The organism is Streptomyces parvus (assembly GCF_032121415.1).
Taxonomy (GTDB): domain Bacteria; phylum Actinomycetota; class Actinomycetes; order Streptomycetales; family Streptomycetaceae; genus Streptomyces; species Streptomyces globisporus_A.
This window is the reverse complement of sequence record NZ_CP135079.1, coordinates 62,846-77,938: the sequence shown is the minus strand read 5'-3', so window position 1 is coordinate 77,938 and position 15,093 is coordinate 62,846. Positions and strand designations below refer to the sequence as shown.

Genomic DNA, 15,093 nt, shown 5'->3' with positions numbered 1-15,093 from the left:
GCCGCATTGTCGTGATCCGTAGCGTCGGTCGCATGACGAACGCCCTGACCACCGCGGCCACCGGATTCGGTACCGGCCTCTCCCTCATCGTCGCCATCGGCGCCCAGAACGCCCTGGTGCTGCGCCAGGGGGTCCGCCGGGACGGCGTGCTCGCGGTGGTCGGTATCTGCGCCCTGTCCGACGCGTTGCTCATCACGCTGGGGGTCGCCGGCGTGGGAGCGGTCGTCGTCGCCTGGCCTTCGGCGCTGACCGCCGCAGGCCTGCTCGGCGGCCTGTTCCTGATCGGCTACGGGCTGCTCGCCGCACGCCGCGTGCTGCGCCCGTCCGCCCTGCACGCGGGGGACGCCCCGGCCGCCTCGCGCCGGGGCATCGTGCTGACCTGCCTGGCGATGACCTGGCTCAACCCGCACGTGTACCTCGACACCGTGTTCCTGCTGGGGTCCGTCGCCGCCGATCAGGGCCCCTCGCGCTGGACCTTCGGCCTCGGCGCGATCCTCGCCAGCCTGTGCTGGTTCGCGGCGCTCGGCTACGGCGCCCGGCTGCTGAGCCGAGTCCTCGCGCGGCCCTCCGCGTGGCGGGTGCTGGACGGCCTGGTCGCGGTGATGATGATCGGCCTCGGCACGAAACTGGCGCTGGGCGCCTGAACGCCCGGCGCCCGTTCCGTACGCGGAGCGGGCGCCGGCGCCGGGCGTCCTACGACACCACGAGCGCCGGCGCCGGGCGTCCTACGACACCACGAGCGCCGGCGCCGGGCGTCCTACGACACCACGAGGACGAGCTTGCCGGTGGTGCGGCCCGTCTCGCCGAGCGCGTGCGCCTTCGCCGCCTCGGCCAACGGGAAGGCCGCCTCGACATGGGCGCGCAGCTCGCCGGCCCGGACCAGGTCGGCGATGGCCGTCATGCCCGCGTGATCGGCCTCCACCAGCAGGTTCTCCACCCGGATCTCCCGTGCGGCGGCCTTCGCCGCCTCCGCCGGGTCGCCGCCCGGCAGCAGCGACACGAGCGTGCCTCCCGGGCGCAGGACATCGAGCGAACGCGCCCGCGTCCCGCCCGCGAGCGGGTCGAGCACCATGTCGACATCGCTCACCACCTCCCCGAAGTCCACGGTGCGGTAGTCGACGACCTCGTCCGCCCCGAGCCCGCGCACGAAGTCGTGCTTGGCGGCGCTCGCGGTGCCGATGACGTACGCCCCCAGCGACTTGGCGATCTGTACGGCGAGGTGGCCGACCCCGCCGGCGGCGGCGTGGATGAGGACCCGCTGCCCGGGGCGGACGTCCGCCGTGTCGACGAGGGCCTGGCGGGCGGTGAGCGCGGCGAGCGGGAGGGCGCCCGCCTGGACGTGGTCGACGCCCTCGGGCTTGTGGGCGAAGGCGCGGGCCGGGCCGACCGCGAACTCGGCGTGGGAGCCGACGCCGTACGGGTAGGGCAGCATGCCGAACACCTCGTCGCCCGGCTTGAAGAGGGTCACCCCGAAGCCCACCGACTCGACGACGCCGGACACGTCCCAGCCCAGGACGAGCGGCAGCCGGTCCAGGAACAGCGCCTGGCCCCGGTGCTTCCAGTCCGTGGGGTTCACTCCGGCCGCCCGGACGGCGACCACGATCTGACTCGGTCCCGCCACGGGCCGGGGGAGCCGGACCTCCTCCAGTACCTCGGGACCTCCGTAGACGCTCTGGCTGATGGCGCGCATGCTCTCGTTCTTCGTCATGCGTCCACCCTCCCGCCTGTCCGCCAGGCGTACCATGGCATGATTGCCATCTTTCGACAGGATCGTGCCATGGGAAACGTGCACCGCGTCGCCGTACTCGCCCTGGACGGGGTGTATCCGTTCGAACTCGGCATCCCGAGCCGCGTCCTCGGCGCGGCCGACGGCCGCTACTCCGTCGTGACGTGCACGGTGGACGGACGGCCGGTGCGCACCAACGCCGACTTCTCGGTCACCGTCGAGCACGGCCCGGCGGTACTGGCGACGGCGGACACCCTCGTCATCCCGCCCTTCGACACCTCCCTCCTCACCCGTGAGGCGCCCGCGGACGCCGTCGCGGCGCTCGCCGCCGTACGCCCCGGCACCCGCATCGTGTCCATCTGTACCGGTGCCTTCCTCCTCGCGTCGGCCGGACTGCTGGAGGGCCGGCGCGCCACCACCCACTGGGCGCTCGCGGAGCTCTTCCGGTCCTGGTACCCCCGGGTGCGGCTGGACCCGGACGTCCTCTTCGTCGACGACGGGGACGTGCTGACCTCGGCCGGTGCGGCGTCCGGCGTCGATGTGTGCCTGCACCTCGTCCGCGCGGACCACGGCAGCGAGGTCGCCAACCGGGTCGCCCGGCTCTGCGTCGTACCGCCGTGGCGCGACGGGGGACAGGCCCAGTACATCGAGCAGCCCGTACCCGCTCCCGCGGGGAACGGCACCGCCGCGACCCGCGACTGGGCGCTGCGCAACCTCCATGAACCGCTGAGCCTGGCAAGCCTCGCCGACCACGCCCGGATGAGCCTGCGCACCTTCGTCCGACGCTTCAACGAGGAGGTCGGCATGAGCCCGGGCCGATGGATCGTCCAGCAGCGGGTCGACCGGGCCAGGCACCTCCTGGAGTCCACGGACCTGGCGGTGGACGAGATCGCCGGCCGGGTCGGCTTCGCCACCGGAGCGTCGCTGCGCCAGCACCTGCACGCCGCCATCGGCGTCACTCCACTGGCCTACCGGCGTACGTTTCGCGGCGCGGTCCTCGCGGTCGGGCAGTCGTAGGGGGAGGGCGGCGGCCCCGGCCGGTTCAGTCCTCCGGGTCCAGGCGGCCGAGGCGTTCGGCGCGCGCGGGGGTCAGATCGAGCGCGGTGAGGATGGAGGGCGCGGCGATGCTGGGGAGGATGTGCTGCTGCAGCGTGATGTGGCGGCGCTGCAGATCCTGGTAGTTGGTGAGAGTCTGGGACACGGCCTGGGTGCCCGTGAAGGCGGCCACGTACAGGTCCGCCGTCTCGGTGGGGTTGACGTGGGGGAGCAGCTCACCGTTGTCTTTGGCCTGCGCGAGGAGGTGGTGGGTGGCTTCCTGCCAGCGGAGGAAAGGCCCCCTGCGGTCGAGGCCCTGCGCCTGCTGGTCCATGGAGAGGCGCACGCCCGCCCGGGCGAGGAGACTGGTCTGCAGGCGGTGGCTGAACAGCATCCCCAGGTCGATGAGTTCCTGGAGTTTGAGGGAGTGCTCCGGAACGGTCTGCGGCGGCTCCTGGGCGTCGAGAACACCGAGCGCGAGATCTTCCTTGGACGGGAAATGAAAGTAGAGAGCGCCTTTCGTGACGTCGGCGCTTTTCAGTATTTCAGTGATTGTCGCGGCTTGATAACCGTATTTCTCGAAAGCCTGCGCCGCTGCCATCAGGATTGCCTGGCGGGTGCGGATCGCCCGGTCCTGCTTGGCCATCCTGTCTCCTTTGCTGGGCCGGATGGCCCGGGAAACGGCCGGGACGGAGTGGGGAGGGGCGACCCTGCCGGGGATAGAAAAAAAACCGCTGAGTCTGTATCTTATCAGCGCACGTGCATCGCAGGAACGGCTCGCCATCACATGACCCCTGGGGGGAGTTATGCCCGAAGCAGCAGCCCTGATCGACTCGGTGCCGGCAATGGATTCGGAGGCCGACATGGTGCATCCCGTGGGGATCGACATGGTGCACCGGACCAGGCCGGAGGACGCCTTTCCGCGTAACTGGGTGCGTCTGGCGCACGATCGGTTCTCGGTGGCGGCAGTCCTGCCGCACGATCACCCGTTCTTCGCTCCGGTCTTCGGCGACCGGCACGACCCGCTGCTGGTCGCCGAAGCGATGCGCCAGGCGGCCATGCTCGCCTTCCACGCCGGCTACGGAGTTCCGCTCGGCCACCACTTCCTGATGGCGGACCTGGACTACGTATGCCACCAGGATTACCTGGGCGTCGGCGGGGTCCCCACCGAGATAGACGTCGAGGTGTTCTGCTCCGACCTGAAGTGGCGGAGCGGACTGCCCGTGCAGGGGCGCGTGGGCTGGGCGGTGCACCGGGACGGGGAGCTGGCGGCCACGGGGATGGGCGCGACCCGCTTCACCAGCCCCAAGGTGTACCGGCGGATGCGCGGCGACGCCCCCGCCGAGGGGATATCCATACCGGAGGCGGCGCCGGTCGCCGCCGCCCGTGCCGGCCGGAGCAGGACCGAGGACGTGGTCCTGTCGGACACCGGCCGCGAAGGCGTCTGGGAGCTGCGTGTGGACACCCGGCACCCGACGCTGTTCCAGCGCCCCAACGACCATGTCCCGGGCATGCTGCTGCTGGAGGCCGCCCGTCAGGCGGCCTGCCTCGCGGCGGGGCCCGGCGGCATCGTCCCGGCGGAGGCGAGCACCCGGTTCCACCGGTACGCCGAGTTCGGCAGCCCGTGCTGGATCAGCGCGGTGATCCAGCCGGAAGAGTCCGAGGAGACGGTGACGGTCCAGGTCACAGGCCATCAGGACGGCCAACCGGTGTTCTCCACACTCCTGTCCGGCCCGCGGGCCGACGGCTGAGAGGTTCCACGCCAGTGATTCTCGTGACGGGTGCGACCGGAGCGGTGGGCCGTGAGGTCGCCGGACTGCTGGCTGCTGCCGGTCCCGTACGGATTCTCGCCCGCCGCCCGGAGCGTCTGACGGTACGGGGGGACGGGGTCGAGGTCGTCGAGGGGGCATACGGGGACCGCCCCGCCCTCGACCGGGCCCTGCGGGGCGTCAACTCGGTGTTCCTGGTGACGAACAGCCCCTCGGAGCCCGACGACGAGCGGGTCGCCGGGGCAGCCGCCGCGGCGGGCGTCCGCCACCTGGTCAAGCTCTCCATGATGGCGGTGGAGGAGCCGGGCGCCGACGACTTCATCACCCGGCGCCAGCGGCAGAACGAGGAGGCGGTCAGGGAGTCGGGGATTCCGTGGACGTTCGTCCGCCCCAGGACGTTCATGTCCAACACGCTGTCCTGGGCGCCCGGCATCCGCTCGACGGGAGTGGTACGCGCCCTGTACGGCGACGCCCCGGTCGCGTGCGTCGACCCCCGCGACGTCGCCGCGGTGGCCGTCGCCGTACTCACCGGTGCGGGCCACGAGGGCAGGGCCTACGCCGTCTCGGGCCCGGAGGCGATCACCGCGCGGGAGCAGACGGCTCAGCTCTCCCGGGTGCTGGGGCGGCCGCTGCGCTTCGAGGAACTGGGTCAGGACGCCGCACGCACGGCCCTGCTGGTGACATACCCGCAGCCCGTCGCGGAAGCCTTTCTGGAGAGCGCGGAGCGACAGCGGGCGGGTGCGAAGGCTGCTGTTGTGCCCACGGTCCAGGAGCTGACGGGGCGCCAGGCCCGGCCGTACCGCACCTGGGCGGCCGACCACGCGGGCGCGTTCGCGGCCGAATAGGGTCACTGCCCGGGATGGGGAAGGCGCGTCAACTCCCCGCCGGACCACGGAAAGGTCCCGTCGCACGCATTCTCCCCTCCCGGCCTGTTTCCGCGGCTCGCAGAGCGGATTTGACCGAAAGATGAGCTCGGGAGCCTCTGGCGGAATCTCCCGTTCCCTGGAAATGAAACCGGTAAGTTGGTTTGATAACTCCATGACCAAACAGGAGCGCGCCACCCGGACCCGCCAGGCGCTCATCCGCTCCGCCGCCGTCGTTTTCGAACAGCACGGCTATGCCCAGGCACGGCTGGTGCTGATCAGCTCCGGCGCGGGCGTCAGCACGGGCGCGCTGCACTTCCACTTCGAGAACAAGGCCGCGGTCGCGGAAGCCGTGGTGGCGGAGGCGTCCCGAGGGCTGCGCGACATGTCCGCCGTGATCCGGCGCAGGACGGACACCGCCCTGCAGGCACTCGTCGACACCTCGCACGCCCTCGTGGAACGGCTGCGCGGAGACCCGGTGAGCCGGGCCGGATTCCGGCTGAGCTGCGACGGTGAGCGTGCCGCCGCGCCGGACCTTCGGATGGAGTGGCACCACCGTGTGCGGGAACTGCTGGACGAGGCGGCCGCCGCAGGAACACTCGCCGACGACATCGCCCGCGAGGACGCGGCAGCCGCGACCGTCGCCGTGACGGCGGGGTTCGAGGTGCTCGGCCGCCACGATGCCGATTGGCTGTCCCCGTACCGGCTCACCGGTTTCTGGCAGTTGCTGCTGCCCCGGCTCGCCACCCCGGAGACGCTCGTACGCGTGGACCCGTCCGGCACGGCCACGGTGCCGACGGCCCGAGGACCCGCGCTCGCGGGACCTGCCGCGGGCGGGGCAGACGCGCCGGCCGAGGCGACAGCGGTGGCGGCCGAGGCCAACTGACCGCCGACGGAGACCAACCGGCCACCGGCCGAGGCCCACTGGCCGCCGGCCGAGGCCGGGATGCCGGGTGAAGCTCCGCTGTACCGTCCCCCGCATGGCAGACGAGATCTTCGTGAACCCCCGACTGGCCGCCCTCTACGATCCGCTCGACCCGGATCGCGGCGACCTGGCCCCCTACGTCCGCCTCGCCGAGGAGTTCGGGGCGCGGCGGGTGCTGGATATCGGCTGCGGCACCGGCGTGTTCGCCCTGCTGCTGGCGGAACGGGGGATCGAGGTCGTCGGCGTCGACCCCGCACGGGCCTCGGTCGACGTGGCGCGCGCCAAGCCCGGCGGCGACCGGGTCCGCTGGATCTGCGGGGACGCCGCCGCCCTCCCGCCGCTCCAGGTGGACCTGGCGACCATGACAGCCAACGCCGCACAGGAGATCGTCGACCCGGACGACTGGCAGGCGACCCTGCGCGGCGCGTACGCGGCGCTGCGGCCCGGCGGGCATCTGGTCTTCGAGACACGGGACCCGGCCCGGCGTGCCTGGGAAGCATGGAACAGGGAGACTTCCCACCGCGTCACCGAGGTTCCCGGTGTCGGCCCCGTCGAGACCTGGGTCGACGTGACCGAGGTCGCCGGGCCGCTCGTCTCGTTCCGCTGGACCTATGTGTTCGCGGCCGACGGCGAGGTCCTCACCTCCGACTCCACCCTGCGTTTCCGTGAGCGTCAGGAGGCCGAGGAGGATCTGAGGACGGCCGGCTTCGCCGTGTGCGAGGTGCGCCACGCCCCCGACCGGCCGGGCCGGGAGTTCGTGTTCATCGCTCGTCGGCCGGACCCAGCCGAGTTCCGCTGATCGCGTCCGCCCCGGCGGCGTCGGATCCCCAGCTCGCCAGCAGGCGCAGGGCCTGGGCCGACTCCGAACCCGGCTCCGCGTGATAGGTCACCAGATGCTGTTCCTCGTCGTCCGGGAGGTTCAGCGTCTCGTACGACAAGGTCAGGTCCCCGGCGAGCGGATGCCGGACCAGCTTGACGCCGTGCCCCTTCTCCTTGACGTTGTGCGTGGCCCACAACCGCCGGAACTCGTCGCTCTTGACCGAGAGTTCGCCGACCAGCGCGGACAGCTCCGGGTCGTCGGGGTGACAGCCCGCGTACAGCCGCAGATAGCTGACCATGTCCGAGGCCTTGGAGTCCCAGTTCACGAACAGGTCCCGGTAGGCGGGGGAGAGGAACACCAGACGTGCCCAGTTCCGCTCGCCCGGCGGCAGCGCCCCCCAGTCGCCGAACACCGCGGCCGCCATCGCATTCCAGGCCAGGATGTCCGAGCGCGCCCCGGTCACGTAGGCCGGGATCCCGTCCATGCTGTCGAGCAGATACAGCAGCCCGGTCCGCACCCGCTGCACCCGGGCCGGGCGGCGCTTCTTCTTGTGCCGCGCCGGCCTCGCCAGATGGGTCAGATGCGCGTGCTCGGCGTCGGTGAGCCGCAGCGCACGCGCGATCGCGTCCAGCACCTCCGCCGACACATTGCGCCCGTTGCCCTGCTCCAGGCGCGTGTAGTACGCCACGGAGACCCCGGCCAGCTGCGCCAGCTCCTCCCGGCGCAGACCCGGCACCCGGCGGTGCCGGCCGAAGTCCGGCAACCCCACGTCCTGCGGCTGGAGCTTCGCCCTGCGGGTGCGCAGGAACTCACTGAGTTCGGCCCGCCGGTCCAGCGGCTCGGGAGCGGCGGCCTCCGGCTGATCGTCCATGCACTCCATTATTCCTGGCGATCCTGGTCGTAGGCACCGGATCCTGTCCCCGTCAGTAGTAGGACCGCTGGACATAGGCAGAACGGTGACCTGGGTAAACGGCGGACACGGTGTGACGCTGGGAACGTTCCTACCGCATCACCCAGAGGAGAACCTCCGGCATGACCACCGTTGCCGCCTACGCCGCTCCCCGTGCCAAGGCCCCGCTGGAGCGCACCACGATCGAGCGTCGTCCGGTGGGCGAGTTCGACATCCTGATCGACATCAAGTTCGCCGGAATCTGCCACTCCGACATCCACCAGGCCCGCGACGGCTGGGGCGAGGGCATCTTCCCCATGGTGCCCGGCCACGAGATCGCCGGCATCGTCGCCGAGACCGGCTCCGGGGTCACCCGGTTCAAGGTCGGCGACCGCGTCGGCGTCGGCTGCATGGTCGACTCCTGCGGACAGTGCGACGCCTGCCTGATGGGCCGCGAGCAGCACTGCGCCGAGGGCAACACCCAGACGTACAACGCGCTCGACCGCAGCGGCGAGCCCACCTACGGCGGCTACTCGACGCACCTCGTCGTGACCGAGAAGTTCGCCGTCTCCATCCCCGAGGGCATCGCCCTCGACGAGGCCGCGCCGCTCCTGTGCGCGGGCATCACCACGTACTCCCCGCTCAAGCGCTGGGGCGCGGGCCCCGGCAAGAAGGTCGCCGTCGTCGGCCTCGGCGGGCTCGGCCACATGGCCGTCAAGATCGCGCACGCGCTCGGAGCCGAGGTCACCGTCCTCTCCCAGTCGCTGCGGAAGAAGGACGACGGCCTCAAGCTGGGCGCCGACCACTACTACGCGACCAGTGACCCCAAGACCTTCGAGGAGCTGGCCGGCACCTTCGACGTCATCCTCTCCACGGTCTCGGCCCCGCTGGACTTCGGCGCCTACCTCGGCCTGCTGCGCACCGAGGGCACCCTGGTCAACGTGGGCGCCCCCGAGGAGCCGATCTCGCTGAACCTCTTCTCCCTGATCATGGGCAACAGGTCGATCGCGGGTTCGGCGATCGGCGGGATCAAGGAGACCCAGGAGATGCTGGACTTCTGCGCCGTGCACGGACTCGGCGCGGAGATCGAGGTGATCGAGGCGAGCCAGGTCAACGAGGCGTACGAGCGGGTCCTCGCGAGCGATGTCCGCTACCGCTTCGTGATCGACACCGCGACCATCTGACGCGCGCCGCCCACCGGGCGGCCCCCGCACCGAGAGTCTCCGCCCCGAGCACGTCAGGTGCTCGGGGCGGACGCGTTCGACGGGTCCTCCCTCGTCGCACGCGCGGGGGGCCCGGTCGGGTCCGGCCGACAATGACGGAAGACGGTCGGAGGGACCGCGCCGGAGGGATCGGCCACGGGAGAGGAGCGTGCCGGATGAGCGCACAGCGGCTTCCCTCGGACGGGACCTCGCGGGACGCCCCGGGGTTCTCCGGAGGCGAGGCCCCGGGAAACGACGACAGTCCCGGGTGCTGGCGCTCGCCGAATCGGCGCGGATGGTGGAGATCACCGTCGACATCGCCACCCACGGGGGACCCACCGAACCCGCCGCCCCGCGCGATCTGTTCTGGTACGCCGAGCTCTCCACGCCCAGGATGTGGGCCCGACGCGTCCTCGGCAACGCCACCTTCCGGTCCGTGCTGTTCCAGAACGCCGTACGGACCGCGCTCGGCCTCGCCGCGGCCAGGGCGGTGGCCGGCTCCCTCGCCCTCGCCCACGGGTTCGGGGTGCTCCTTGCCGTCCTGACCTCGGACGGACGACCGCGGGCGCGACCTGGCGGGCGGTCCGCCTGGCGGTGACGGGCAACGTGGTGGGCGCGCTGATGGCCGGGGCGCTCGTGATCGGGCTCGGCCGGCACACCGACGTGTACGCCGCCCTGCTCGTCCCCGTCATGCCGGCGGCCTTCGCCCTCGGGCCGCTGCTGGGCGTCGCCTCCGCGCAGGCGCTGTTCACGCTCGTCGTCGCCACCGCGTTCGCCCAGATCGCCCCGGTCACCCGGCGGCTGTCGGAGGCGCGGATGATCGACGTCGTGACCGGCAGCGTCATCGGTCTGCTGTGCGGCCTACCGGCCTGGCCGGCCGGCGCCCGGAGGGAGGTCCGCCGGGCCATGGCAGGGCTGCTGAGATCGTGCGCCCCGCTCGTGCCGGTGACGGCACAGGCACTGCTCGCGGCCCCGGGCGGCTCCCGCACCGCGCCCGAGACGCTGCCGGGCGTCCACCGGCTGCGCCTCGCCGACGCGGCGTATGCCCAGCTCCGCACAGAGGCACCGGTCGACGGGGAGAGCGACCGTGCCGACTGGCACACCGTGCTCATCGCGGCCAACCACATGCTCGTCGGCGCGCAGTGGCTGCCGCGCTTCGGCCTCCGCCCTGCCTCCGGCGCCACGGAGGCGTCCGCGGCCTGGGCCCGGGCGACCGCGTCCGGCCTGGTGGCGCAGACCGACCGGATCGCCCGGCTGCTCACCGCCGAGCGTGCGGGGCCCGCGCCGACACCAAAGAGCGCCCCGGACCGCGATCCGCCCTCGCCCCTGTCCGTGGACCCGGAGGTGTGGATGACGAGCCTCGCCCACCAGCTCGCCCGTATCGAGTCCTGGGTCACGGCGACGCCGACACCGGGCAGGGAGCGCCGAACGCCCGCCCGGGATGACGGGCGGGGACGGCCCCGGCCCCGTCCTAGGACGGAGCGGGCGAACCCTCGGGCAGATCCGCGGGCTCGGGCTCCCGCGGCTCCTCCACGAGCTGCTCGCGGAGGTAGTTCCAGATCACGGCGAGCACCGCCGTCACCGGCACGGCGAGCAGGCTCCCCACCACACCGGCCAGGCTGCCGCCCAGCGTCACCGCGAGCAGCACGACCGCCGCGTGCAGGCCGAGACCCCGGCTCTGGATCATGGGCTGGAAGACATTGCCCTCCAGCTGCTGCACCACGACGATGATCCCCAGCACGATCAGCGCGTCCATCGGCCCGTTCGACACCAGGGCGATGACCACCGCCACGAACCCGGCGAACAGCGCCCCCACGATCGGCACGAACGCGCAGACGAACGTCAGGACCGCCAGCGGCAGCACCAACGGCACCCCGAGGATCCACAGGCCGAGTCCGATGAAGACCGCGTCCAGCAGACCGACGAACGCCTGGGACCGGACGAACGCGCCCAGGGTGTCCCAACTGCGGGAGGCCACCTCGGGGAGGTCGGTGGCGAGCCTGCCGGGAAGCTGACGGGTGAGCCACGGCAGGAAGCGCGGGCCGTCCTTGAGGAAGAAGAACATCAGGAAGAGCGCCAGAACCGCTGTGACCACCCCGTTGACCACGGTGCTCACCCCGGTGACGGCCGTGGTGACGACACTGCCGACGCTGTCCTGGAGCCGGTCGGTCGCGCTGTCGAGGGCGCCGGTGATCTGGTCGTCGCCGATGTTCAGCGGCGGACCGGCCGCCCACTCGCGGAGTTTGTCGATGCCCGCGACCACCCGGTCGGCCAGCTCCCCGGACTGGTCCGCGACCGGCACCGCGATCAAGGCCACGATGCCCGCCCCCACGAGCAGGGCGAACACCGTCACCACCGACGCGGCCAGCGCCGGCCACCAGCCGTGCCGGCGCAGGAAGCGGGCGAGCGGCCAGGTCAGCGTGGTGAGGAACAGACCGACTATCAGCGGCCATACGACCGACCACATCCGGCCCAGCACCCACAACGCGACCGCCGCCGCCACGAGGACCAGCAACAGCTCTGCGGAGACCCGTGCCGACGTGCGGAGAGCGGCCGCGGTTTTCGTCGAACTCAATGGCGAAGACATGGCGTCACCCTATGGGTTCGGCAACCGTGCTCCGGCCACTCCCGCGGCCCGCCGACACCCCGGCGCCGGGCAGGCGGGCCGCCCGGCCGGTCAGCGCAGCGCCGACGGCAGCCCCTCCAGGTGCACGATGCCGAGGCGCTGGGTGGCACGGGTGAGCGCCACGTACAGATCGCTCGTGCCGAACAGGCCGGGCTCCACGACCAGCACATGGTCGAACTCGAGCCCCTTGGCCTGGCGCGGATCCAGCAGTACGACCGTCCGCGTCAGGTCCGGGGCCTCACCCGCCGTCACCCCCTCCAGCGGGGCGGCGATCTCCTCGTGCACCGCCCGCGGCGCGATCACCGCGAGGCGGCCCTCCCGGGGCGTCAGCTCCGCGACGGCCTCGGCCACCGCGCCCGCCAGATCCTCCCCGGCGTCCCGCGTCCACGGCTTTTCACCGGTCGACCGCACCGACACGGGCGCGGTGAACGAAGGGTCCTTCTCCCTGAGGACCCCGGCGGCCAGCTCCATGATCTCGGCGGGCGTACGGTAGTTGACCTCCAGCGTGACGTGTTCGAAGCGGTCGCCCACGTACGGGGCGAGGATCCGCTCCCAGGACCCGACGCCCGCCTCCTCGGAGGTCTGGGCCGGGTCGCCGACCAGGGTCATCGAGCGGGTCGGCGACCGCCGCATCAGCAGCCGCCACGCCATCGGCGACAGCTCCTGCGCCTCGTCGACGATGATGTGCCCGAACGCCCACGTACGGTCGGCGGCGGCCCGCTCGGCGGCCGTGCGGTGGTCGGCCTCCTCGTGCCGCTCCGCCATCCGCTCGGCGTCGATGATGTCGTGCGCGGCGAGCACCTCGGACTCCTCGTCCTCGAACTCGTAACTCTCCGAACCGCGCGACAGCTCCAGCACGCCCTGCGCGTAGCCGACCCGCTCCTGCCGGGCGGCCTCCGCGGCCGCCCGCTCCGCGCTGTCGTCGACGCCGAGCAGCTCGGCGGCCTCGTCGAGCAGCGGCACGTCGGCGGGGGTCCACGCCCCGGCGGAGGGCCCGCGCCGGATCGCTTCCGCGTCCTCGTCCGGTACGTACACCGGGTCGGCCAGATAGTCGGCGAGGAAGCCCTCGGGGGTGAGCGGCGGCCACAGCTCGTCCACGGCCGCGTGCACCTCCTTGCTCAGCGCCACGTCCCGGCCGAGCTGGGCCACGTCGTCGGGGCCGAGGAAGTTGGGCCCCCCGTACGGGTCCGCACCGATGCGTTCGACGAGTTGCGCTGTGAGTGCGTCGATGACCCGGAAGACGAAGTGCGGACGGGCGAGATTGTGCGGCAGCCGGGTGTCGCGGGCCGCCTGGCGGGCCTCGTAGGCGATTTCCCAGTCCAGGACCAGATCCCCGCCGTCCTCGTGCGGGATCACCATCGCCGCCCCGGGCTCCGGCAGCCGCTGCCGGTCGCGTACGGCCAGGGCGAGGGCCGCGGCCATCGACTCGCCGCCCTTGACGGCGGCTGCGCGCGGAGTGTCCGTACCGGTGGCGTGCACCCCGGGGAACAGCTCGGCCTGCGTGGCGAGCAGCACCCCGGTCTCGCCGAGCGACGGCAGCACCTCCGCGATGTAGCGCAGGAACGCCGGGTTGGGGCCCACGATGAGCACGGCGCGCTTGGCCAGCAGCTCGCGGTGCTCGTACAGCAGGAAAGCGGCCCGGTGCAGCGCGACGGCCGTCTTTCCGGTGCCGGGGCCGCCCTCGACGACGAGAACACCGCGGTGCGGGGCCCGGATGATGCCGTCCTGCTCGGCCTGGATGGTCCGCACGATGTCGCCCATGCGTCCGGTGCGCGCGGAATTGAGCGCGGCGAGCAGCACGGCGTCGCCGTTCGGGTCCTCGAAACCGGTGCGGTCGTCGTCCCCGAGATCGAGGATCTCGTCATGGAGCTCGGTGACCGTGCGGCCCTCGGTGGTGATGTGGCGACGTCGGCGCAGACCCATCGGCGTGTGCCCCGTGGCGAGATAGAAGGGACGCGCCACCGGCGCACGCCAGTCGATCAGCACAGGCGTGCGGTCGGCGTCGTCCTCACGGATCCCGATCCGGCCGATATGGTGCGCGAACCCGTCGGAGCGGTCGATGCGGCCGAAACACAGAGAGCCGTCCACCGCGTCGAGCGCCGCGAGCAGTCCCGAGCGCTCCGCGACGAGGATGTCCCGCTCCAGCCGCGCCTGCTGGCCCGTGCCGACCGGAGTCAGCGCGTGCTCGACACCCTCGGCCGCCACCCCGCGCAGTGCGTCGACCCGGGTATGGAGCCGATCGATGAATTCCTGCTCTTCCCGCAATTCGTCGCTTTCCCGGTTTGACAAAACGGCTCCCCGCCAGATATATTCGTATCCATAAGGCCTCCGCGTGGGGCCTTTCTGCGTGTGCGCAGAAGAATCCAATATACGCGCGATAAACCCCGGACCGCAATGACGGCCCGGGGATCCGGGAAGGTCCGCCCCGTGGTGCGTGCGGATGAGGGCGGCTGCCGCTCGGGGCTCCTCGGCGTGCGCTCCCGCCAGGCCCGTCCGACACTGATGGCGGACAAGTGATTCGGCGCCGCGTCCTCCCCCGACCGGAGAGAGCCATGAGCACACACTTCGAAGCGACGGTTGACATCGACCGCCCCATCGAGGAAGTCTTCGCCCATCTCGCGGACGGCCGGCACGACCCCGAGTTCAGCCCGCGGGTCCTAGCGATCCGAGAAAACCCCGAGCGGCCCGACCCATGTAGGCACCGTTTTCCGCAGCACCGTCAAAGACGCGGGCATGACCACCCGGCGTGATTTTGAGATCAGCGAACTGGTCGCTCCGACCCGTATCCGCTGGCAGGAGCAGTCCAAGAACCTCATCACGGCGGCCGAGGGCGGCTACGGCCTCGAACGCACGCCGGCCGGCGGCACGCATGTGAGGCTTTTCAACGTCCTGGAGGGCCACGGAGTCGGCAAGCTGCTGGTCGGTTTCGCGGGAAGCGCGGCCCGCAAGAACGCACCGGCGTTCGGGCAGCGCATCAAGGAGGCGGTCGAAGGGGCCTGATCCGGCGTCAGTCCGGCAGGGGGATGCGGATCACCGGGTCGAACGGGTGCTTGTTGAAGCCGCTGCGCACGTTGCGGCATTCGGGCGCCTCGCACATGAAGAACTCATCGACGCTCCGGCGACCCGTCCGGCGGCGGAGCCAGGTCTTCTCGGTGGCGGTGAGGGAGCGGTGCTGTTCATCGGAATCACACGTGTAGCAGTACATGGCGCGGGCCGGCACGGGGGCCTCCTGAAGCGG

Annotated in this window: 13 protein-coding genes and 2 pseudogenes; 9 read left to right on the top strand and 6 right to left on the bottom strand. The window is 71.9% G+C overall.

Annotation, left to right across the window (positions count from 1 at the left end; all coding sequences use genetic code 11):
• The first annotated feature begins 32 nt into the window (after positions 1-32).
• Complete coding sequence (locus tag RNL97_RS01265) at positions 33-644, top strand: LysE/ArgO family amino acid transporter (RefSeq protein ID WP_030587533.1); 612 nt, start codon at positions 33-35, stop codon at positions 642-644.
• A 113-nt stretch (positions 645-757) separates the two neighbouring features.
• On the opposite strand, the gene RNL97_RS01260 is transcribed toward RNL97_RS01265, so the two are convergent.
• Positions 758-1,690: an NADP-dependent oxidoreductase gene (locus RNL97_RS01260; protein ID WP_374115195.1), complete on the bottom strand. Its 933-nt coding sequence runs from the start codon at positions 1,688-1,690 to the stop codon at positions 758-760.
• Between the two features lie 87 nt (positions 1,691-1,777).
• Here RNL97_RS01260 and RNL97_RS01255 point away from each other — a divergent pair, with 87 nt between their 5' ends.
• The gene (locus RNL97_RS01255) at positions 1,778-2,743 is read left to right on the top strand and encodes a GlxA family transcriptional regulator (RefSeq protein WP_030587527.1); all 966 of its coding nucleotides are present in this window, start codon (positions 1,778-1,780) and stop codon (positions 2,741-2,743) included.
• A gap of 25 nt (positions 2,744-2,768) precedes the next feature.
• Here RNL97_RS01255 and RNL97_RS01250 read toward each other — a convergent pair whose 3' ends face one another.
• Positions 2,769-3,407, bottom strand: a complete 639-nt coding sequence (locus RNL97_RS01250) for a ScbR family autoregulator-binding transcription factor (RefSeq protein ID WP_030587524.1) — start codon at positions 3,405-3,407, stop codon at positions 2,769-2,771.
• A gap of 217 nt (positions 3,408-3,624) precedes the next feature.
• Between RNL97_RS01250 and afsA the strand changes: the two genes are divergently transcribed.
• The 4 genes from afsA (at position 3,625) to RNL97_RS01230 (ending at position 7,117) form a co-directional block, all read left to right on the top strand.
• A complete protein-coding gene (gene afsA / locus RNL97_RS01245; protein ID WP_313750275.1) occupies positions 3,625-4,512 on the top strand; it encodes a 2-oxo-3-(phosphooxy)propyl 3-oxoalkanoate synthase in 888 nt (295 codons plus the stop codon).
• Positions 4,513-4,526: 14 nt separating this feature from the next.
• A complete protein-coding gene (locus RNL97_RS01240; RefSeq protein WP_243312969.1) occupies positions 4,527-5,375 on the top strand; it encodes an NmrA family NAD(P)-binding protein in 849 nt (282 codons plus the stop codon).
• A gap of 193 nt (positions 5,376-5,568) precedes the next feature.
• Positions 5,569-6,279 carry a ScbR family autoregulator-binding transcription factor gene (locus tag RNL97_RS01235; RefSeq protein WP_243312967.1) on the top strand — a complete coding sequence of 237 codons (711 nt, stop codon included), beginning with the start codon at positions 5,569-5,571 and terminating at the stop codon, positions 6,277-6,279.
• A gap of 94 nt (positions 6,280-6,373) precedes the next feature.
• Positions 6,374-7,117, top strand: coding sequence for a class I SAM-dependent methyltransferase (locus RNL97_RS01230; RefSeq protein ID WP_243312964.1), 744 nt, complete (start codon positions 6,374-6,376; stop codon positions 7,115-7,117).
• On the opposite strand, the gene RNL97_RS01225 is transcribed toward RNL97_RS01230, so the two are convergent.
• Positions 7,080-8,009, bottom strand: coding sequence for a helix-turn-helix domain-containing protein (locus tag RNL97_RS01225; protein ID WP_030587512.1), 930 nt, complete (start codon positions 8,007-8,009; stop codon positions 7,080-7,082). The genes RNL97_RS01230 and RNL97_RS01225 overlap by 38 nt on opposite strands.
• Positions 8,010-8,170: 161 nt before the next feature.
• Here RNL97_RS01225 and RNL97_RS01220 point away from each other — a divergent pair, with 161 nt between their 5' ends.
• Both RNL97_RS01220 and RNL97_RS01215 read left to right on the top strand, forming a co-directional pair.
• On the top strand, positions 8,171-9,211 hold the full coding sequence (locus RNL97_RS01220) for an NAD(P)-dependent alcohol dehydrogenase (protein ID WP_030587510.1): 1,041 nt from the start codon (positions 8,171-8,173) through the stop codon (positions 9,209-9,211).
• A 271-nt stretch (positions 9,212-9,482) separates the two neighbouring features.
• Positions 9,483-10,669: pseudogene (locus tag RNL97_RS01215) on the top strand (FUSC family protein); the annotation flags it as partial.
• 31 nt (positions 10,670-10,700) lie between these two features.
• Here the strand turns inward: RNL97_RS01215 and RNL97_RS01210 are convergent.
• Both RNL97_RS01210 and RNL97_RS01205 read right to left on the bottom strand, forming a co-directional pair.
• Complete coding sequence (locus RNL97_RS01210) at positions 10,701-11,816, bottom strand: AI-2E family transporter (RefSeq protein ID WP_030587508.1); 1,116 nt, start codon at positions 11,814-11,816, stop codon at positions 10,701-10,703.
• 90 nt (positions 11,817-11,906) lie between these two features.
• Positions 11,907-14,120: a HelD family protein gene (locus RNL97_RS01205; RefSeq protein WP_030587506.1), complete on the bottom strand. Its 2,214-nt coding sequence runs from the start codon at positions 14,118-14,120 to the stop codon at positions 11,907-11,909.
• 287 nt (positions 14,121-14,407) lie between these two features.
• Here RNL97_RS01205 and RNL97_RS01200 point away from each other — a divergent pair.
• Positions 14,408-14,855, top strand: a pseudogene (locus RNL97_RS01200) (SRPBCC family protein).
• 7 nt (positions 14,856-14,862) lie between these two features.
• Here the strand turns inward: RNL97_RS01200 and RNL97_RS01195 are convergent.
• A complete protein-coding gene (locus tag RNL97_RS01195; protein ID WP_030587502.1) occupies positions 14,863-15,075 on the bottom strand; it encodes a hypothetical protein in 213 nt (70 codons plus the stop codon).
• Between the last annotated feature and the right edge of the window lie 18 nt (positions 15,076-15,093).

Bases quoted from the DNA above. Each gene is read 5' to 3' on its own strand.
- RNL97_RS01230 (WP_243312964.1), top strand. From the start codon at position 6,374: ATGGCAGACGAGATCTTCGTGAACCCCCGACTGGCCGCCCTCTACGAT.
- RNL97_RS01220 (WP_030587510.1), top strand. From the start codon at position 8,171: ATGACCACCGTTGCCGCCTACGCCGCTCCCCGTGCCAAGGCCCCGCTG.
- RNL97_RS01265 (WP_030587533.1), top strand. From the start codon at position 33: ATGACGAACGCCCTGACCACCGCGGCCACCGGATTCGGTACCGGCCTC.
- RNL97_RS01255 (WP_030587527.1), top strand. From the start codon at position 1,778: ATGGGAAACGTGCACCGCGTCGCCGTACTCGCCCTGGACGGGGTGTAT.
- RNL97_RS01235 (WP_243312967.1), top strand. From the start codon at position 5,569: ATGACCAAACAGGAGCGCGCCACCCGGACCCGCCAGGCGCTCATCCGC.
- RNL97_RS01260 (WP_374115195.1), bottom strand. From the start codon at position 1,690: ATGCGCGCCATCAGCCAGAGCGTCTACGGAGGTCCCGAGGTACTGGAG.
- RNL97_RS01210 (WP_030587508.1), bottom strand. From the start codon at position 11,816: ATGTCTTCGCCATTGAGTTCGACGAAAACCGCGGCCGCTCTCCGCACG.
- RNL97_RS01225 (WP_030587512.1), bottom strand. From the start codon at position 8,009: ATGGACGATCAGCCGGAGGCCGCCGCTCCCGAGCCGCTGGACCGGCGG.
- afsA (WP_313750275.1), top strand. From the start codon at position 3,625: ATGGTGCATCCCGTGGGGATCGACATGGTGCACCGGACCAGGCCGGAG.
- RNL97_RS01250 (WP_030587524.1), bottom strand. From the start codon at position 3,407: ATGGCCAAGCAGGACCGGGCGATCCGCACCCGCCAGGCAATCCTGATG.